General features: G+C 42.0%; 14 protein-coding genes and 1 pseudogene. 14 read left to right on the plus strand and 1 reads right to left on the minus strand.

Translation table 11 applies throughout. The features are described from left to right. The first annotated feature begins 25 nt into the window (after positions 1–25). The 10 genes from ACVBDU_RS19005 to ACVBDU_RS19050 all read left to right on the plus strand — a co-directional run bounded on the left by ACVBDU_RS19005 (position 26) and on the right by ACVBDU_RS19050 (position 10,386). Positions 26–3,070, plus strand: coding sequence for a TonB-dependent receptor (locus tag ACVBDU_RS19005; protein WP_447181307.1), 3,045 nt, complete (start codon positions 26–28; stop codon positions 3,068–3,070). 12 nt (positions 3,071–3,082) lie between these two features. Next, entirely contained in the window at positions 3,083–4,441 is a 1,359-nt protein-coding gene (locus ACVBDU_RS19010; RefSeq protein WP_447181308.1) for a purple acid phosphatase family protein, read from the plus strand. Between the two features lie 728 nt (positions 4,442–5,169). Then, positions 5,170–5,406, plus strand: coding sequence for a hypothetical protein (locus ACVBDU_RS19015; protein WP_447181309.1), 237 nt, complete (start codon positions 5,170–5,172; stop codon positions 5,404–5,406). 547 nt (positions 5,407–5,953) lie between these two features. Then, positions 5,954–7,189 carry a site-specific integrase gene (locus tag ACVBDU_RS19020; RefSeq protein ID WP_447181310.1) on the plus strand — a complete coding sequence of 412 codons (1,236 nt, stop codon included), beginning with the start codon at positions 5,954–5,956 and terminating at the stop codon, positions 7,187–7,189. Then, a complete protein-coding gene (locus tag ACVBDU_RS19025) occupies positions 7,186–7,989 on the plus strand; it encodes a hypothetical protein (protein WP_447181311.1) in 804 nt (267 codons plus the stop codon). The genes ACVBDU_RS19020 and ACVBDU_RS19025 overlap by 4 nt, the downstream gene beginning before the upstream one ends. 145 nt (positions 7,990–8,134) lie before the next feature. Then, positions 8,135–8,437 carry a helix-turn-helix domain-containing protein gene (locus ACVBDU_RS19030; RefSeq protein ID WP_447181312.1) on the plus strand — a complete coding sequence of 101 codons (303 nt, stop codon included), beginning with the start codon at positions 8,135–8,137 and terminating at the stop codon, positions 8,435–8,437. Next, on the plus strand, positions 8,437–8,835 hold the full coding sequence (locus ACVBDU_RS19035) for a helix-turn-helix domain-containing protein (protein ID WP_447181313.1): 399 nt from the start codon (positions 8,437–8,439) through the stop codon (positions 8,833–8,835). The genes ACVBDU_RS19030 and ACVBDU_RS19035 overlap by 1 nt, the downstream gene beginning before the upstream one ends. Then, positions 8,832–9,212, plus strand: coding sequence for a hypothetical protein (locus tag ACVBDU_RS19040; RefSeq protein WP_447181314.1), 381 nt, complete (start codon positions 8,832–8,834; stop codon positions 9,210–9,212). The genes ACVBDU_RS19035 and ACVBDU_RS19040 overlap by 4 nt, the downstream gene beginning before the upstream one ends. Positions 9,213–9,236: 24 nt before the next feature. After that, positions 9,237–9,593 carry a P-loop NTPase family protein gene (locus ACVBDU_RS19045; RefSeq protein ID WP_447181315.1) on the plus strand — a complete coding sequence of 119 codons (357 nt, stop codon included), beginning with the start codon at positions 9,237–9,239 and terminating at the stop codon, positions 9,591–9,593. Between the two features lie 202 nt (positions 9,594–9,795). Beyond that, a complete protein-coding gene (locus ACVBDU_RS19050) occupies positions 9,796–10,386 on the plus strand; it encodes a BfmA/BtgA family mobilization protein (RefSeq protein WP_447181316.1) in 591 nt (196 codons plus the stop codon). Positions 10,387–11,459: 1,073 nt separating this feature from the next. Here the strand turns inward: ACVBDU_RS19050 and ltrA are convergent. After that, positions 11,460–12,734: a group II intron reverse transcriptase/maturase gene (gene ltrA / locus ACVBDU_RS19055; RefSeq protein ID WP_447181317.1), complete on the minus strand. Its 1,275-nt coding sequence runs from the start codon at positions 12,732–12,734 to the stop codon at positions 11,460–11,462. Positions 12,735–13,392: 658 nt separating this feature from the next. Between ltrA and ACVBDU_RS19060 the strand changes: the two are divergent. The 4 genes and pseudogenes from ACVBDU_RS19060 to ACVBDU_RS19075 form a co-directional block, all read left to right on the plus strand. Next, positions 13,393–13,699: pseudogene (locus tag ACVBDU_RS19060) on the plus strand (site-specific integrase); the annotation flags it as partial. A 198-nt stretch (positions 13,700–13,897) separates the two neighbouring features. Further along, positions 13,898–14,491 (plus strand): RNA polymerase sigma factor, encoded by a 594-nt coding sequence (locus ACVBDU_RS19065; RefSeq protein ID WP_447181318.1) that lies wholly within the window; start codon positions 13,898–13,900, stop codon positions 14,489–14,491. 194 nt (positions 14,492–14,685) lie between these two features. After that, positions 14,686–15,900, plus strand: coding sequence for a FecR family protein (locus tag ACVBDU_RS19070; RefSeq protein WP_447181319.1), 1,215 nt, complete (start codon positions 14,686–14,688; stop codon positions 15,898–15,900). A 215-nt stretch (positions 15,901–16,115) separates the two neighbouring features. Beyond that, on the plus strand, positions 16,116–19,685 hold the full coding sequence (locus tag ACVBDU_RS19075; RefSeq protein ID WP_447181320.1) for a SusC/RagA family TonB-linked outer membrane protein: 3,570 nt from the start codon (positions 16,116–16,118) through the stop codon (positions 19,683–19,685). The last annotated feature ends 5 nt before the right edge of the window (positions 19,686–19,690 follow it).

Consider the following 19,690-nt stretch of genomic DNA (forward strand, 5'->3'; position numbering starts at 1 on the left):
TTATAAACTAAATGCAATTTCAAAAATGAGAAAATTAATTTTTAGAAAAAAGAAAATTCCTGTCCTTTTTTTATGGTTGGCCGGGTGTAGTACGTTTTTTTACAGTGATTCTCTATGCGCTTTTAACACTGAGCCGGATATTCTCAGGGAACGGGTTTCACTGACTGTGGACAACCAAAGCCTCAAATATTTTTTAAATATCATAGAACAACAGCTGGAAATTAAGTTTGTATATAGTGAAAGCAAGATTGACCTTAATAAGAAGATCTCCCGAAAATTTAATCGGGAACCTCTCGAAAATGTCCTCCAGAGCAGTTTACCTGAATCTGTCTGGTATGCGGTAAGCGGGAGAAATATTATATTAAAACCTAGGGTGGTCAGGAGAGAAAATCCGATAGGTAAAGGAGTCATCATAGGAAATATAAAAGGAAAGGACAATGATGAAGTACTTCCTTATGCTACTGTAGTCATCCGGGGAACATCGAAGGGGACTGTTGCCGATGAAAGAGGTAACTTTAGGCTTAGTGACCTTAACGAAGGCACAGCTGTTCTGGAAGTAACTTATGTGGGTTATGAAAAACAGCAAAGAGAAGTCAACATCCGGAATGATGAAACGATAAGGGAGGATTTTGCACTTGTACCGGTATTTGACCAGTTGGAAGGAGTTACCGTAACCGGTATCCGCCGTGGGGAAGTAAAAGCCCTTTCGCAAATGAAGGCTGCCGAAAATATAAAATATGTAATGTCCAGGGAACAAATGGAGCGCTTTCCGGATATGACCCTGAGCGAATCCCTGCAAAGGGTTCCCGGTGTAGCCGTAGGATACAGCTACGGTCTTGCCAGGGATATTGTGATCAGGGGACTTGGTCAGGGCCTGAGCTCCATTACCATTAACGGTACCAGGTTACCTTCTACCAGCACCGGGTATCGTGATACCGACCTTAACGGGGTACTTTCGGATGTGGTTGAAGCCGTGGAAGTGGTAAAGACATTAACACCGGATATGGATGCGGACGGAACCGGAGGGACTGTGAATATCATTACCAAAAGCCCTCCCCTGAATTCTATGACATTGGATGCAAAGGCTTCCGTAGGTTACAATAACCTGGTAGACAAAGCCAATTATGAGATCGGGGCAACTTATGGGCAACGATTAAAAAAAACGGGATTTGTTGTGGGCGCTAATTACCTGAGAACCTGGCGGGGTGAAGACCGGGTAGAAAAAGGATATGATACGTATGAATTTGACGGAAGAGAACAGCTAATGCTTGAGGAGTATGATCTCACCGGGTACATGATCAAAAGAGATAATGCAGGGGTAAACGCAGAGTTCGACTACTATCCCGATGACAATTCCAGATACTATATAAGGGGCTCCTATAATAAATACTATGAAATTCAGAACAGGTTGCGCAGGATAACCGGCATAGGGGAATATGTTTCTGCAAACCAAATCAGTGGTATTCGGGTTTCCCAGTTCGGAAACTGGCGGGATTATCACCGCGATCTTACGGTCCTTTCCCTTGGAGGGAAAACCTCCTTTTCTTCATGGAGTGTAGATTTCGACCTCACCTATAGTGGCGGAAATTACGATCAGCCTATTTATTACAATGCCACTTTCGAGAGGAGGGGTATGTCAGGAGTGCTGGATATCTCTGACCCCAAGGCTCCCCGGATCGACTATACGGAAGCTGATCCTTACGATCCTTCTCAGTACACCACCAATCGGTATATTAACCGTCATGATTCCTCCAGGGACCATGATGCCCAACTCACTTTTAACATTTCTAAATCTTATACAGCAGGTGATATCTCCGGTGAATTGAAATTCGGCGGACGATTCCGGTATAAATATAATGATCGTTCCAGGAACTATTTTCTCCACGACCTCAGGGAAGGAGAATTTGTTCTGGCCGACTATCTTTCCGGTTACCGCAAAGACGATCATTTCGATAATAATTACGTGCTGGACAATTTTCCGGATGCCGAGGCCCTGGATAATTTTTACCAAAATAACAAAAACCTGTTTGCGGACAATGAGACCTATACCCGTCAGAATACGGATCCTGATTCCTTTTTCGGGAACGAATACCTCGGTGCCGGGTATGTTATGACCAAACTGAATTTTAATAATTTTGAAGTGGTAGGGGGAGTACGCTACGAACAAACGGGATTTCATTATAAGGGAAACCAGGTGAATTTTGATGAAGATGGTAATTATTTGGATACCAGGAAAGTTGATTCGGATAAAACATTTGACGGTTTTTTTCCTTCATTAAATATTAAGTACACATTTAAAGAGAATACTAATTTCCGGTTTGCAGTAACAAGGTCGCTTTCCAGACCCGGCTATTACGACCTGGTTCCCTGGGAAGAGGTTTTGAACAGCAGGAAAGAAATAAATATGGGTAATCCCGAACTTACACAAGCTACCTCGGTAAACTACGACCTGCTTTTTGAACACTATTTTCAATCCGTAGGGCTGATATCCGGGGGTGTTTTTTATAAAAAGATCAAAAATTACCTTTATGAATCCAATTACATCCGGGAAGGCGGCACATATGATGGCTGGGAGGTGGAGCAGGTGGTAAACGGCGCCAGTGCTACTGTAAAAGGGTTGGAATTGTCCTGGCAACAGCAGCTTACTTTTCTCCCCGGATTTCTCAACGGTCTGGGTATCTATGCAAATTACACGTATGTAGATTCGGAAATGGAGGTTCCCGGTATTGAGCAGCTGAGGACCGTAAAACTCCCCGAAATGCGGCCTCATGTGGGCAATATCTCGCTTTCCTATGAAAAATACGGTTTTTCCGGGCGGGTATCCATGTATTTTTATGACACTTATATAACTGAATTAGGAAGTAATGCCGACCAGGATGAACTGGAACGAGGCAGGAAGCAGATAGATATTTCAGCATCTCAGAAACTTAACAAGAAGTGGAGTGTTTTTGTAAGTCTCAGTAACATTACCAATGCCCCGATCTCCTTCAAATTCGGAGATGGACGTCCTCTTGACGATATGTATTATTCTGCCTGGGGGAATTTCGGAGTACGGTTTAATCTCAATTAAAAACTATAAATTATGTATAAGATCCAACTATTAATTGTTTTTCTGATCAGTATTTTTTGCACTGTAGTAAACGGGCAGGAGTTTTTGCCCGGCCCTTTTCCTGACCGTATCGTATTGACGTGGAGTGATGATCCGCGAACTTCGCAGACCGTAAACTGGAGGACCGATGGCGAAACCCGCATCTCCTATCTGGAAATAGCCGAAGCCGATGCTTCCCCGGATTTCCCCTCAAAAGCAAAACGTATGCAAGCGGAAACATCATTTCTTGAAGTTGATAGTGTCAGGGCTAATTACCACACTGTGAAAATCGATTCTCTGTTACCGGAAACTTTATATGCGTACCGAGTAGGGCAGGGGGAGTCCTGGAGCGAGTGGTATCATTTCAGTACGGCCCCGAAAGAAGACCAGCCGTTTTCCTTTATATATTTCGGGGATGCACAGAACGACTTAAAATCCATGTGGTCCAGGGTTATCCGGCAGGCCTACAGTGCTATGCCCAGGGCCCGTTTTATGTTGCATGCCGGAGACCTGATAAACAGGACACATAACGACAAGGAATGGGGAGAGTGGCATCATGCCGGGAGTTTTATCCATGCCATGATACCCAGTGTTCCGTCACCGGGGAACCATGAATACGACCGGGACGAAAAGGGAAATTTACAACTGGATGTTCACTGGCAGAAAACATTTCATATGCCGTCCAATGGTCCCGAAGGCCTGGAAGGTTCCGTTTATTACCTGGATTACGGAAATTGCCGGATTATTTCTTTGAATTCCCAGGAAATTATCCTGGATGAGACTTCCAGGGAAAAACAGGCGAATTGGCTAGACAGGATCTTGTCTGAAAATAAGAAAGCATGGACGGTTATCACCTTTCATCATCCCATTTTTTCTTCCAAGGAAGGAAGGGATAACCTTGAATTCAGGGAGACATTCAAACCTCTTTTTGATAAATATAAAGTAGACCTTGTTTTGCAGGGACACGATCATACGTACGGAAGAGGGCGAAACCTTCCGGTGGGTGTAACTAATACAGACACCGAATCAGGAACTATGTACGTTGTGTCTGTAAGCGGGCCTAAAATGTACAATCTAACTACGGAACGCTGGATGGACAGGGCCGCAAGTAATACACAACTCTACCAGATAATATCTATTGACGGGAGCACACTTTCTTTTGAAGCTTATACCGCAACGGGACAGCTATATGATGCTTTTGATATTGTTAAGGGCAATGGTAAAAAGGAATGGAAGGAGCGAGTACCACAGAATACCCCGGAAAGCACAGCTTTACCGAAACACTATCTGGAAAGATTTTCTAAAAAGGAGATAGAGGAATATTACAAGGTATACTCCGAACAGGATGAATAAGATTATACGATTATAGAAAAATACAAGAGGTTGCCTATTGAGATAATGGTAACCTCTTTTGAAAGTAACTGGATAAGGTGGTCTTTAGGAATATTTACTTTTTCGGTCAATATTTGAAGTGTTAATGATAGGTTTTTATTTTATAGAGAATAACACTAGTGTCCTGTTAAAATTTGAAACACGACACATATATTAATAATTATAAATACAATAAACATGCTTAACATAAAAATGTAAGTGAACCTTCCGTTTATTTCCACTTCTGAAAAATGAAGAAGTATAAAAGCGATAACCAGAATCATATCTGTTATAATGATATAGGTTAGGCTTCGGGATAATTTTAGTTTTTCTTTTTCGATTTTTTTCGTTTGTACCTTTAAAATTTTGTAGGTTAAAACAGGACAGATAATGAACTTGTTTACTCTTTAGCTATCTTTATCTTAACCACAAAAAGGTTTATACGAGTTCATTAATATTCCTGAAGAGAAATTTTATTTTACCTTAAATTAATCTTCACCCCCCTTTTTTTTGTTTCTTTTGTATAACAATCCCCAAAATTTCTACCACCCAACATATTGAAAATACGGACGTTCACATACAATAGTCCGGTTGCCCGAATTTATCGTATGTTTTTCAACATGCTATAGTATGCACTTATTCATATGTTACCATTTTTTGCGTTTAAGTATACTGCGAAGTATTTGTATAGATCTAAAACACCCCATAAAATGTCAACAAACCAAAACATCGACAAGTATGACCAGGTTTTTTTCAAAGTAAGAGAGATTATAGAAAATAAGGATTACGAGGAATTTAACAAATTAATTGATTATCATATGAAAACCGGTGATGTTAGAACACTTCATGTTATGCTATTGAGCATGCATCCAAACAAAAAAAATAAATATGTAAGTTCAAGGTACAATGATGTTCGTGACGAATTGAAAAAACGAACAAACGTATGATGAATAATCTTCCGTAATTTCGTTTTACCTTTTTTTCTATTGTTGTTATCGTAACCTTGGGTAAGTTAAGGTTTATGTTGGTTGGCAGGGCGACGGAGACGAATGATCAAAAAAGCATTGTCCTGGGAGAAACCAACTGTAACGACAAAAGGACTGGTGCTTCGAAATTGGTTTTATTTGAGAAATATGAAGTTCACCGGATTCAATCGTTATGATTTGAGGCGCAGAAACCGGTGTTATATCAGTTTAAGAATATCTTAAATAGAAGGGGAATTAAATATGAGCGGCTATAGATAAGATCATAAAGTTGTCTATCTGCTGCCCTAAAAAATAAAAAACCCTGTAAAATAAATACTTTACAAGGCTTTTCTGTACTCGGGGCGGGAGTATCATATGATTTTAATTTTTTGAAACTTATTTTAACTATGTAATATTTAATATGAGAGGTTTAAATAATTTTGTTTAAATTTATCTAAACATTTTTTTACCTAAATTCTGTCAGTATATTTGTCAGTAATTTAAAGTCTTTAAATTCACTTAAATAGATATGCAAGTTTCGTTTTATTTAGATAAAAGCAATAAAAATAAAGAAGGTTATGCTCCTGTATTTTATAGTTTGACATTTAATAATGATAGGATAAGGAAACGTGTAAAAGGAGTTTCTTCAAAGGAAAGTGATTGGAGTAAAAGACAGCAAAGAATAAAAGCTCCTTTAAAATCTCAGCCTTATAACAATCATATTGAGTATAACAAAATTCTTGATGAATATGAGAATAGGGCAAAAAAACTATTCCGATATATTTTGTTAAACGAAATTGCGGCTAATAAATCTTTTATAATGGTAAAGATGGAAAGCGGTGAAAGGCTAAATTTCTCCCACGAATTTTTACCTTCATTTGATGAGTTTATAGAGAAGGGTAGAAGTACAAAGGCTGGACGAACTTTAATCAGATATGGAACTGCAAAAAACTTTATCGAGAATTTCTCGATAGAGAAGGATTATCTGCTTCGATTTGATACAATTACAATAGATTTTTTCGAGAATTTCAGGGACTATGCCTTCCAAGAAAAGAAAATCCTTGTAAACTACTTTGCCAAGATCATAAGTATACTTAAAACCTTTATGAATTGGGCCCATGAGAGAGGTTACCATGATAATCATGACTTCAAAAAATTTAAAACTACGGAACAGGAAGTCGAGGTCATATATCTTACCATGGAAGAGTTAATGACACTGTATAATCATGAATATGAGACTAAAAAGTTAGAGCACGTAAGGGATACATATTGCTTTAGTTGTTTCACAGGGTTGAGGTTTTCTGACGTAAGACAGCTAAGGCCATCGAATATTTTTGAAGATCATATTAAGCTGAATATTCAAAAGACCAAAACCATTGACCATATTATTCCTTTAAACAATTATTCAAAGGCATTGTTGGATAAATATAAGGACACTATTTATGAACCTTTACCGGTGATCTCCTCCCAAAAGTTTAATGAATATATTAAAAAATGTTGTGAGAAAGCAGAGATAGACGCCCCAACTACTATTACCCGGTATATTGGCCAGAAACGGATTGATAAAACCCTTCCCAAACACGAATTGATTACCAGCCATACTGCCCGGAAAACCTTTGTGACCAATAGCCTGATCCTAGGCATGAAAGAATTGGTCGTCCGGAACATTACGGGCCATAAGAAAGAAAGCTCTTTTAAGCGCTATGTAAAAATCGCCGAAGATTTTAAGCAAAAGGAAATGGAGGATACCTGGAATAAAGTATGAACCGTTTTTTTGAACATATCGGGATACTGTTGATGAAAATTGATCGTGCCATTAACAGGTTCACCCGAAAAATCAAACATTTCTTCAAAACATATCTCTATCTTATATTCTTTGTTTCTCTTTTTATCCTCTTTACTTTTCTGCTTATATACTTTTTCTCGGATGATTCATACGGATCGTTCTGGCGTTTTTCTTTTGCCGTAATTTATATCCTGTTCACGGCAATTAGCGGAACAGCCGTATATTTTTACATCAAAAAACGGCGGGTCAAATATATAGACGGCTCTTGGAAAGTAGTGGACTATAAAGAAAATCCTGAAGAAGTACCTGAAAGATCAAATATAAAACTTAAAGATCATCTTTTTGCCCCGGTTTCAACTGTATCCCTAAAATTAAAGCTGCGGCCGCAGGGATACCACGGAAAAGAGGGGATAGGGCAGAAAGACCTGGTGAATTATCTGAATGACTATTATTACCATCAATACGAGAACGAAATCCGGTATTTTGTTTACATGCACTTTGAAACCGAAAAAAAACATCAACGCCTTCGGAAAATAAAAGGCCCTTTTGAAGCCCCTCCCATAGATGATAAAACAAACTTTATTGAATTGTTTTGGGTTTTGTGTAAAGAAGAAATTATCACCAATTCATTTTCGGATGTCTCTACCTTTCTCAATACCATTTATCCCTGGTTGGGAAATTCCATAGAAAAAATTCCCAGTGAGAATAAATTTTCAGAGAATTATAAAAGCACTCCCAATATCCGAACCTTTCTTGACCGGATTAGAAGAAAACGATAAAGATAAAAACGCTTTATTGTTGAATACACTTGTCTTATTTTCAATCCCTTGTATTTTCAATTAGGCGAATGTTTAACGAGTCTTCCCCTTTTTAAGCCAACTTTGAACTGTTGAAACGGAAGTTTAATCTTAAAACAGTTTGATGATGAGCAATGTATTGTTTTATACCCACAACAAGGAAGACTTGAAAAGGGTGGTACGCATGGTTGTGGAAGAAATCCGGAAGACCGAAATAGTTTCCCATACCCCCATGAACTCGGAAGAAGACCGGTTAACCCAAAAGGAAGCTGCCCGGTTCCTGGGGATTTCGGTAACAAGCCTGATCAGTTGGAAGAAAAAGGGATTAGTGCCCTATTTCCAGATCGGGCGGTCTATTTTCTTTTCTAAAGCAGAACTTTTGGAATTGGCCCGGAAAAACCCCGGTCTGATTAAACCCAGCCGGAAATAATGCAAAAAGAACAACCGTCATATTATTCCGTTCTCCCGGCACCGGTCAGGTATGACAAAAGATTGACCCCGAATGCTAAAATCCTGTATGCCGAGATCACTTCCCTAACCAACCAGTTAGGCTTTTGCTATGCTACTAACCGGTATTTTGAGGAACTGTTCCAGGTATCTACCCAACCCATCAATTTCTGGTTAAAACAACTGGAGGATCTGGGGTATATCCAGAGGCATCTGTACCGGGATGAGGGTACTAAGGAAATCCTGAATAGGTATATCAGCATCTTTGAGAAGCCTATACAAGCATTCTTTAGAGATAATACTAAAGAAGAAATATTAAATAGTAATAATTATAAAAAGAAAAATTTTAAAAAAAGAAAAGTAAACCCGAGGAAGCCATGAAAGGGAAGACAAAGTATAGAACTGAACCTGAAACCACCCCTCAAAAGGATAAGGAAGGTAAAAATGACATGGCTGATGAAAAGAAAAAGGTTTTTCCGAATGGTGTATCTCCTTGTGTCTCTCAAAAGTCGCCAAAGTCTATAATGACCACAGCGCAATTCAAATCCTTTTTATGGAAGGAAGGGCAGCTCTATTTCGGAAAGATGAACCGTCCCTTTATTGTTGACCAGTATAACCGGGAATTTCTAAACCTGCTCTCTCAATATTGGGCTAATGACATAGCATTTGAAAAAGAATCCAACGGAGAATTGCGAAAAGGACTTTTAATATATGGCCCCTGTGGGACAGATAAAAGTTCTGTCTTTGACATTATCTAAGGCATAAGCAGGAAATATCACCTGATGCAGTTTTGGTTTAGTAGTATATCCGTCCATGATGTGGTACCCCAGTATAATAAGGAAGGGGAGTATGTTATCGAGAAATTCGCCAAAGGGAAAGTACATTTTGATGATCTTGGAACAGAACGCCTGGCCAACGCTTGGGGTGTAAAAGAAAAACTTTTGGGCAGGATTTTAGAACTCCGCTACAATGAATTCAAATACAAGGGCACCAAGACCTTTGTCACTACCAATCTTACCATTGACGAACTGAAAGCTTTTTATGGAAATCAAATGGAAGAGCGAAGAAACCGGATAGCAGACCGACTCTATGAGATGTTTAACTTTATGTATTTAGGTGGGCCGTCCAGGAGGTTTTAGTTACAATGAAAATTATAAGCGAATCTAAGGGAATAGCAAGAGGGTAATGCGCTGACGCGACATTACGGATTATGTTTGTTTGTAACACTCTTATAATCAACGAATTGATTTAGTATGGTTTTATTGCCATGAAATAAAATTTTCCATTTTTATAACAAAAACGCGCTCAGCCCAGTAAAACCCGTAAAATTTTTATGAAAAAATGGATATAGGATACGAAAAAGAAGCCTTTGAAGGATTGAAGATTAAAACTTCGGTAGCCCAAAAATTCCGAAAGTATTGCAAAAAACTGTCCCAATCCCAATCCATGACTTTGTTGCTCATGCTGGATTTTTTTGAGTACAATGAAATCTCTCCGAAAGATGTCATAGGGCCAAACATGCAGACTTTGGAAAATGTACTGGAAAAGCGTATTAATGCTGTTGTTTCTATGGTAAAGGATATAGAAAAGCAACAGACCCAACCTACTGTGGAGATGCTGCAATCCCTGTTTGAAAATACTTCTCCTGCACGGGGACCTAAGAAAAAGCTATGGCAGGAAAAGAAGACTTTTCCAAAGCAAAAAGATGGGAAACCTTTGCCCTTGGACTTGCAATTGGAAGAAACCAGGGAAGAACTGGACTATTATAAAAACCGCTGTTCCCGATTAGAAAGGAAATTTTCTGTCATCCAACAGGATTTAAAAAAAATATTGAACAATATAAAACTCGTCCATCCTCCTCTTGCAAAACCTTATTTCCGGGTAGCGATTACACCCAAAGAGCTGAAGTACATAAAAGAAAATCTTTATTAAAATGATATAACTATTCATAGCATGCTTTAAGGTATTGTAATAATACGGTTAGTTACCGTCGAAGATAACGGCAAGATGTCCGATTGTGTCACAACCGATGTTTTGGGCTGTATGCACTCGGATCTCGGCAGCCCTGCTGATTTTAGGATTTTAGGTTTGATTGATAGTAAAGAGAAATAGATTATGGAGAAGACAGTTATGATAAAAGACAATGTTAAAAACAGGAATTTGTGGCTACACTTGTTTTTGGTTTTCGCAAGTCTTGTGCTATAAACAACAGACCAACACGCTCCCGGGACAACGGAAGCGGTTGGCCTTACGGTGTGTCCAGGTCAAATAATTTTCCGCATAAACCGCTGTTGCTATTTATAGGAAAATTATTTAAGCATGCCCCTGCTGCGGGGTATCCTCGCAGGAACAGCGACCTGGGCACATCTGTTGTTTGGTGGCGTAGCCGAAAGGGAAGGCTGAATGGCACGCGACCTGCTAAAACCAAAATGATAAAAGATGTATAATAGAGGGGCGATGGTGATTTTTAGTAACCTCCAACTGTCAGATCAGTCAGGTAGGTCAGGGGGATTGCTCCCCCTTTCCCCCTTAAGAACCGGACGTGAGATTTTCACCTCATCCGGCTCAAGTCAAATCTTAATTACACTTTGATAGGTGTAACCGGCAATACATACACAAAACTCTTTTCAAAGCCAATTTTATGACAGGATGGGTGGGTAATACAGATATTACCCATACAGTATTCTCCACCTTTCGAGGCTCTTACCAACAAATGGATATACCACTTCTGGTTAATGGTAATTTTATCTCCACAGCAAGGACATAACCCTTTCTACAATTCTATCTGGTATTTTACCAGACTTCTTTTGTTGTTCCGCCTCCATTTCTCTGATGTGCGTATTTCAAAATATTCGTCATACTGTCGGTCGTAGGGGTGTGCCTGCTTTCTGATTTTTGTATGGCGTCTGATAGGGATATCAGCCATATTTACCAGCACAATCCTTCTTTTCGTTCCACCCTTTTGTACCTCGAGACCATAAAAGCAATTATTCCTTAGCTGGATTTTACAGTAATATTTTCTGTGTATCCATCGGGTTCCCTTTGTTAGCATGACGCCTTTTTGCCCAGCGCCATGTTTGGCGCCAAACGATATGGTCGATCTTACTAAACGTTTCTTTGGCAACCACAGACCGGTGATAATTAGCCCATCCTCTTATTTTGGGATTAAGGGTTCTGATCAGTGCGGCCTGATCTTTGGAACCTGCTTCTCTGCAATCCTGTCGGATACGGTTTAAAAATGATTGAACATTCTTTTTGGACGGTTTAATAAGAAGTTTGAACTGGTCTTTTCCACACTTATATTTACGAATGTTCTGACCGAGAAAATCAAATCCTTCTGTAATATGGGTGACTTTGGTTTTCCCAATGGAAAGTTCCAGTCCCCGTTCTTTCAGGAAGTTGGCTATCATCGGCCTGATTTCGTTTTCCAGCAGCTCCCTTGAATGTCCAGTTACAACGAAGTCATCCGCATATCGCACATAGTGTATGCCCTGTTTGGTGTTGTATGCGTTTTTGAGGATTTCCTCCAGACCATCCAGCACCATATTACAGAGCGTGGGGGATATTATTCCTCCCTGAGGAGTCCCTTCCTCCGTTGGAAAGAGTTTCCGGGTTTCAATGTATCCGGCTTTTAGCCATTTCTTCAGTACCGGCTGATCTGTACAGATATTGTCCAACATCCACTGGTGACTGATATGGTCAAAGCAGCCTTTAATGTCTCCCTCCAATATCCATTGTGGTGAACTTTTCCTTGATAATACAACAAAGAGTTGTTCAATTGCATCCGCTGTAGAACGTTCCGGTCTAAAACCATAACTGTCCTTGTCGGCGGTAGCTTCTGCGACGGGAATGAGCGCCAAAGCATGTAATGCTTGCATCGCCCTATCTTTCATGGTCGGAATTCCTAAAGGACGTTTCTTTCCGTTGGGTTTGGGAATGTAAATTCGTCGAAGCGGCATGGGTTTGTAGTTCCTGCGGCTTAACTCTTTTACCAGAGCAACTTTTTGTTCAGGTTTGGATAGCACTCTGCCATCCACTCCGGGAGTGTTTTTACCTTTGTTTTGTGTAACTTTCCTTACAGCCAGTAATTTGGCTGATAAAGAATGTGTTAGTAACCATTGGAGAGCTTTCACTGACCTTTGTCTACCAACTTGAATTGCCTTCGCAATCCTTACCTGAAGCTTCTTTACCACGGCTTCATGGTAAGACCAGTCAATGGTCTCCCAGTCTACCAGCCGAGTGAGGGCCGCATCCACGCGCATGTTATTGGTTGTAGTCATTTGCTTGCCTTCTTAATGTGAAGTTCTTTAAGTTGATTACGAAGTTTGACCAGAAGCAAGTCAGCCGGCTTTCACCGTAGGGCAATCGTTTCATCCCATATGACACCCATTACAGGCATCCCTTCGCTTTTTGCTTCATCCTTTACCCACTCACCCATAGGTTCTCCTTGCGGAGGAACTTTGCTCTTACTTCTATTAAAAGCAGCATAGAGCGGACAATTGGGCTTACCCTGTTCCATTGATATAACATAACCGGGTTAGATTCTGTCTTTCCACCGTGCGTGTTGTTGTCTGCGCAAATCGAACTATTAGCGATTTGTCCCACGCGTTGCCTTTTTGGCTGAAGCCTATCAGTCCCGTTTGGCTCCTCAATAGTTACGATGTTTACAACAGTTCATTTAATTTAATCCTACCGGTTAGCCTTGCCCTATACCAGGCGGAACTCCCAGCACCTTTAGATATTTCACAATATTTGACAGGTAGCTAATATTAGCTTTCGGTACGTTGTCCTTCGAGCTTCATACCCGGCCGTTACCAGCCACGCATGTCGAAGTAGGCTACTGTTAGCAGAATAACAGGTCTCTCTTTGTACAACAACGAGACATTTATATCAACGACTTTTCAGGTCGCACAATAGTGACTATTACAAATACACCAAGGATTTGTATTTCCATTTTTGCGTGATGCGGACCTCAAAAACCCGGAGGATGTTTTTGAAAAACAAGGAATGCCGCAAGCCTTCTCAATAAATACCTTGAGCGTATTGCTACCCAATGTGGTATAGAAAAGTCGTTGTCGAATCATATTGCCCGTCATAGTTTTGGTAATATTGCAGGGGAAAGGATACACCCGTTAATGTTACAGAAATTATATCGGCATAGTGATTAAAAACAATCCTGAACTACCAGGCTAATTTTATTCATAAGGAAGCAGACAAAGCTCTTGATGAGGTAATCAATTTCTGAGAACTCATAACAAAAGGGTTTTTTTTCTTCCCGTCATACCTGAATTTTCTTCGAATAAGGGTGAAACCTTGGGAGGGGCTATTGCTGATTCACATTATTTTAGTTAATTTACGCGCCATTATAGGAGAGTTTTGCCCTATAATTGTTTATGAACTCCAAAAATAGCTTTGGAGATTAATTTGTTGTGGCAATATATTTATGGGATCAAGAGATCTGACCATCCTGGAAAAACTTAAAAATGGAAACCCTTCGGGCTACAAAGAGTTGTTTGAGCTTTACTATGAGCCGTTGAGCAGCTATGCTCTGAAGTATTGCGGTTCCTTTTCTATGGCCGAAGATATTGTCCAGGAATTATTTATAAAGATCTGGGACAAAAAATTGTATTTGGAATTTGAAGCGCCCATTGGCCCATATCTGTTTATGGCTGTGCGGAATAATGCCTTGCTGGCTGCTAAAAGAAATTCCCGGTATTACTTTGAGGAGATCGAAGATGAGGTCAATACACTTATGGAAGAAGAACAGATCTCTCGCGAAGTTTCGGAGCAGAAAAAAAATAAACTTTATAAGGAGATCGAAGCCCTGCCTGAAAAAGGTAGGGAAGTTTTTAAGGCCATCGTACTGCAAAACATGAAATATAAAGAAGTGGCCGAACAAATGGGTATTTCTATAAACACGGTAAAAACTCATTATTCCAGGGCCCTGAAACAGCTTCGCCAATCGCTTGTTACCATGGTCCTGTTATTGTTGTTTTTTAAACAATTGGATTTTTTGTCACTTTTTCTGGCTTTTTGAAAAAGTGTAGTATATAAAATTTTAGTACATGACGAAAAATAATTCAGACGTAAGACTACAGGATTTATGACATAGGACATTTAAAATGTCGAGGACTGAGATAATCAGTGTGATGTCTTGATGTCCTAAGTCCGAAAAGTAATAAATTTGGATTTTTTATGTACTCATAATATAAATATAGGATAGATACGGTCATGGATGAGATCACTGACGATATATTGGAGTTGATAGGGGCCTACACCACGGGAGAGATCGGGGCAGATGAGTTCCGGACCTTAACGTCATGGATAGAAGAGAGCGAGGAAAACAGGCGTGCCTTTAAGGCCTACCTGTATGCATATAAGACATGGCAAAAGGCCGGTTTTGAGGATAACCTGGATAAAGGAGCCTCCTGGGACCGACTGATTTCCAGACTTGAAAAGCCGTTTGAACCTGTGCAGGTACATAAACAGCCTGTGGATCACCCCGGGAAGCCACGCTTTATTTCCCGGTATATAAAATATGCGGCAGTAGCGGTTATCCTGCTATTGTTATCCATAGGATTCATCTTTAAAGAAAGCATTTTTAACGGTTCTTCGATTAAGGATACGGAGATGGTTACTCTGATTACCCCAGGAGGGAACAAAGCTGTCCTTACCCTGGAAGACGGAGAAGATATTGTTCTTGAGGAGGGCCGTCCATACACTACGGGCAAAGCGAAAAGCAATGGTAAACATCTGGTGTATAAGGAGGGGACATCGGTTTCCGGGGCGGAGACAGTGTATAACTATCTAACGGTCCCGCGAGGGGGACAGTTTTACGTACAGCTCTCTGACAGTACGGGGATATGGTTGAACTCGGAGACCCGGATAAAATACCCGGTATCGTTTACAAAAGGCCATTCCCGCGAAGTGGAGCTGGTCTACGGGGAGGCCTATTTTGAGGTATCTCCTGCTTCCAGACACGATGATACCCCCTTCCGGGTGCATACCCGGGAACAGGTGGTAGAAGTGCTGGGCACGGAATTTAACATTCAGGGTTATCGTGAAGAAGGCCGGGTGTTGACCACTTTGGTGGAGGGGAAGGTCAGCGTAAGCAATGGGACTTTGACAAGGACAATTTTTCCGGGGCAACAGTCTGTGGTAGAGGATGGTAAGGAAACTCTGGAGTTAACTGCGGTAAACGTAACCAACGAGGTCGCCTGGAAAAACGGTGAGTTCAGGTTTGAGGATATGAGGCTGGAAGCGATGCTGCGTATTCTTTCGCGCTGGTATGACCTGGAAGTGAAGTTTGAAGACGCCGGTAAAAGGGATATGGTATTTTCTGGGGTTTTGAAGCGTTCGGAGAGTGTCACTGTTTTGCTGGAGAAGATAGAGCGTGTAGGCGGGGTGAGTTTTCAGATAACGGATGGAACCCTCATTATAAAGTAAAAATAAAACAGAATATTTCAGCATATAAGGGCTACATAATGAAGAGATTCTCGAAGTGCCTCTCAATATAGGTCCTTCTCCCTTACCTGGAGAGAAACAGAAAAAGGAACAAAACCAGCATCTTTTCCACGGAGTAGTTCTATTCCTTATAGAGTGTTAATTAAAAAAGGTTAACTAACTTCACTCGAACTATATGAAAACTAAATGAAAGGAGGGTGCCCGTTTTGATGGGGAGATTGCTCCTGCTGGCAGGGATGAAAAACTTTATTCTTTACTGTACCGTGGCCTTTGGTTTGGGGTGTTACGAAGGGTTTTCCCAGGATGCCCGTGTGCGTATTGATACGGATGTTGTATTATCTGTAAAAGAGGTTTTTCACCTGATCGAAAGCCAGACAGATTACGAATTTATCTATCGTCCCGCTCTTCTGGAGGGTGCCTCCCCCGTTAAGATAACAAGAGGAGAGATGAGGACGGGGGATTTACTGGATAAGATCCTTGCCCCGGAATATTTTTCCTATGAATTTTATAACAATACGATTATTGTAAGAGAAAAGGAGGGGATCTCCGGAGTAACTACAGCCGCGCAAACAGTTGATATCCGGGGAACAGTTACCGATAGCGAAGGAAACCTGCTTCCCGGGGTTACAGTCCTGGTAAAGGGAGGTGAGAACGGTGTTGTCACTCACTTTGACGGGAATTACCATATTGAGGTCCCTGTGGGAGGTACATTATCTTTTTCTCTTATGGGCTTTGCTCCCCGGGAAATCATTGTTGAGACAGGCTCCTCTGTAATTGATGTACAACTGGAGGAAAATATAACCGCTTTAGATGAGGTAGTGCTGGTCTCCACGGGGTATCAGACCATATCCCGGGAACGGGCCACAGGGGCTTTTGTCTCGGTGGCAAAAGAGCAACTGGAAAAACCGGCTTCGAGTATAGCAGAGCGGCTTGTTGGGGTGGTGCCTGGCCTTCAGAGTGCGGTAGGAGCTGACGGATCGGTGAATTTCCGGGTCCGGGGCCAGTCGAGTTTACTGGCCGATGCACAGCCCCTGGTGGTTTATGACGGCTTTCCGATAGAAGGCGGCCTGGAAAACATTAACCCCAATGACGTGGAGAGTATTACGGTATTAAAGGATGCTGCAGCGGCCTCCATCTGGGGGGCCAAATCGGCCAACGGGGTTATTGTAGTGACCAGTAAGCAGGGTAAGCATGGGAAGCCGCGGGTTTCGGTTTCTTCCTTTGTAAAGACCTCGGGCAAGCTGGACCTGGGTTATGTAAACCCGGTAGCCACCAGTGCCGAGGTGATTGATTATGAACAAAAAGGCTTTAATACTGGTTTTTTCGGAAGACCAGAATTGCGGCCATCCGCATCGGTTAGCGATCTGAGTGCTCAATCCCTGGCGGTGACGGCGATGAACGAGGCGCGTTTAGGGCGGATCACCCCGGAGCAGAGGGATGCTGCCCTGGAGCGGCTAAGGGGGCTGAACAACCGGCAACAGATCCGGGATTATCTACTGCAAACGCCTGTAACGAGACAATATAATATTGAGGTTTCGGGAGGGGGGGGACACCTGTCCAACCGACTGTCACTGCTGTTCGAGGACCGCAAGACCTTTTTTAAAGGGGACAGGGAGGAACGGGTATTGATCAACTATGGGAACCAGGCCGATATTACAGACTGGCTTAGCTTTGACTTCTCGGGGATGTTCGAATATGAGAAGAGGCAGAATAACGGTGTGGACCTGGGATTGATCCAATCCCTTCAGCCTTATGATATGCTGGTCAATGCCGACGGGAGTCTGACGGATATGTCCTACCTGAAGTATTACACGCCCAATATGGAGGCCTTTGTGCCCATGGAGAAGTTTCCGTATCCGGACTGGTCGTACAACCCGGTATCGGAGATCAGGCACAGGGACCTGACAACCCGGGATATAAACACCCGTTTCCAGGCGGGGCTGACCTTAAAGGTGGTTAAAGGCCTGACGTTGTCCTCGAAACTGCAGTACGAATTGTTTCAGACAAGTTGGAGATGGCATTATACGGGAGAATCGTTTGAAGCCAGGAAGGAAGTTAATGAGGGGGCCAGGTGGAACCAGGATTATGATACGGCGCCTGTGGCCAATCTCCCGGAGGGAGGACTCTTAGGCCAGGTTAAAACGACCGTTCGAGCCTATAATTTCAGGAACCAGTTAAACTTTGACCGGACATTGGCCGAAAAGCATGCGATAAATTTTGTAGCGGGTTCTGAAATTTCGGATCGGGTTGAGGAATCTACACAAAACCCCCGGGCTTATGGGTACAATGACCGGACCCGAACCTCAGCAGAAGTTTTAAACCCTCCGGATGGGTTTGTAAACTGGAAAGGTCAACGTTTTAACATACCTACAATATATACAACACATACATTCTGGAATACTACAGACCGTTATTTTTCATTATATGGCAACCTGGCATATACCTTTGCCGATAAGTATACGGTGACGGGGAGTTACCGTACCGATGCCTCTAACCTGATCTCGGATGACCCGAAATACCGGTATTCCCCGTTCTGGTCTGTGGGGCTGGGGTGGCAGGTGGGGCGTGAAGGGTTTATGGAGGGGCAGGCATGGATAGACCGGTTAAACCTGCGCCTAACCTATGGGTATAACGGGAATGTGGACAGGTCTACCTCCTTTTTGCCATTGATAGATATTAGTGGCGTCTTGGACCCGTATATACAGGGACCTACAGCAAGGGTTTCCAGCTATGGGAACCCTGCCTTACGGTGGGAGCGGACCCAGAGTGTGAATCTGGGGCTGGACTTTTCGTTCTGGAGGAGGCGATTGTACGGAACCCTGGATGTCTACGACCGGAACAGTACAGACCTAATCGCCTTGCAGTCCATACCTTCCGTGTATGGTACCCGTGAACAAAAGATCAATAGTGGAGAAATGTCCAACAGGGGTTTTGAGATCAGCCTGGGCACGGTACTCCCCATCAGGGGAGAGGATATTGTATGGTCGGGGAGTATTAATTATGCATATAACAAAAACAGGATCACCAAATTTTTCAGAACGTCATACTTTACAATAGATCTTACTGAACAAAGAAGTCCCTCTTCTTATGTAGAGGGCTATGACGTAAACACCTTGTGGTCGTACCGTTATGCCGGGATGGTCAATACCGGGACGGCATCAGACCCCTACCTGCTGCCTGCTGTTTACGGGCCTGACGATAAAAAGATACCGCTTATGGGCAGGTACCCTCCGGGAGATGGCCGTCAATATGTGTTTAACCAGGGTACCCTTGTGGCCCCGAGCACATTGGGGTTGACCAGTTCTTTCCAGGTCTATGATTTTGATTTTTCCTTTATCATTACCGCTAAATTGGGCCACGTCTTCCGGCGTGAGGGTTTTGGATATGATAATACAATGTCGGGTAGAAATATCCGTGTGAACAAACGTTACCGCGAAGTTTTGGATTCCGATCCTTCCGAAGTTCTCCCTGTTCCGGTGGGAGGGGAAGTCCCCGATAGTTATCTGTACTGGGGGATAAATTATGCCACAAATCTCGATTATTTAACAGCAGATGCCTCCCATATCAGGTTCCGGGAGATCAGCCTGGGCTATTCGTTGCCTAAAAATATGCTGGGAAAATACGGTATAGGTACCCTGCGTTTTTTTGCACAGGCCAATAATATAGGGGTAATTCTATTTAACGATTATGGCGAAGACCCGGAGTATCCCATGGGAAGCATAAGAGCGCAGCCTGTTTTTACTTTTGGGGTCAATTTAAATTTTTAAAGGGG

Source organism: Sinomicrobium endophyticum (assembly GCF_052983315.1).

Bases quoted from the DNA above. Each gene is read 5' to 3' on its own strand.
- ltrA (WP_447181317.1), bottom strand. From the start codon at position 12,734: ATGACTACAACCAATAACATGCGCGTGGATGCGGCCCTCACTCGGCTG.
- ACVBDU_RS19015 (WP_447181309.1), top strand. From the start codon at position 5,170: ATGTCAACAAACCAAAACATCGACAAGTATGACCAGGTTTTTTTCAAA.
- ACVBDU_RS19005 (WP_447181307.1), top strand. From the start codon at position 26: ATGAGAAAATTAATTTTTAGAAAAAAGAAAATTCCTGTCCTTTTTTTA.
- ACVBDU_RS19035 (WP_447181313.1), top strand. From the start codon at position 8,437: ATGCAAAAAGAACAACCGTCATATTATTCCGTTCTCCCGGCACCGGTC.
- ACVBDU_RS19010 (WP_447181308.1), top strand. From the start codon at position 3,083: ATGTATAAGATCCAACTATTAATTGTTTTTCTGATCAGTATTTTTTGC.
- ACVBDU_RS19045 (WP_447181315.1), top strand. From the start codon at position 9,237: ATGCAGTTTTGGTTTAGTAGTATATCCGTCCATGATGTGGTACCCCAG.
- ACVBDU_RS19070 (WP_447181319.1), top strand. From the start codon at position 14,686: ATGGATGAGATCACTGACGATATATTGGAGTTGATAGGGGCCTACACC.
- ACVBDU_RS19065 (WP_447181318.1), top strand. From the start codon at position 13,898: ATGGGATCAAGAGATCTGACCATCCTGGAAAAACTTAAAAATGGAAAC.
- ACVBDU_RS19020 (WP_447181310.1), top strand. From the start codon at position 5,954: ATGCAAGTTTCGTTTTATTTAGATAAAAGCAATAAAAATAAAGAAGGT.
- ACVBDU_RS19040 (WP_447181314.1), top strand. From the start codon at position 8,832: ATGAAAGGGAAGACAAAGTATAGAACTGAACCTGAAACCACCCCTCAA.
- ACVBDU_RS19025 (WP_447181311.1), top strand. From the start codon at position 7,186: ATGAACCGTTTTTTTGAACATATCGGGATACTGTTGATGAAAATTGAT.
- ACVBDU_RS19050 (WP_447181316.1), top strand. From the start codon at position 9,796: ATGGATATAGGATACGAAAAAGAAGCCTTTGAAGGATTGAAGATTAAA.
- ACVBDU_RS19030 (WP_447181312.1), top strand. From the start codon at position 8,135: ATGAGCAATGTATTGTTTTATACCCACAACAAGGAAGACTTGAAAAGG.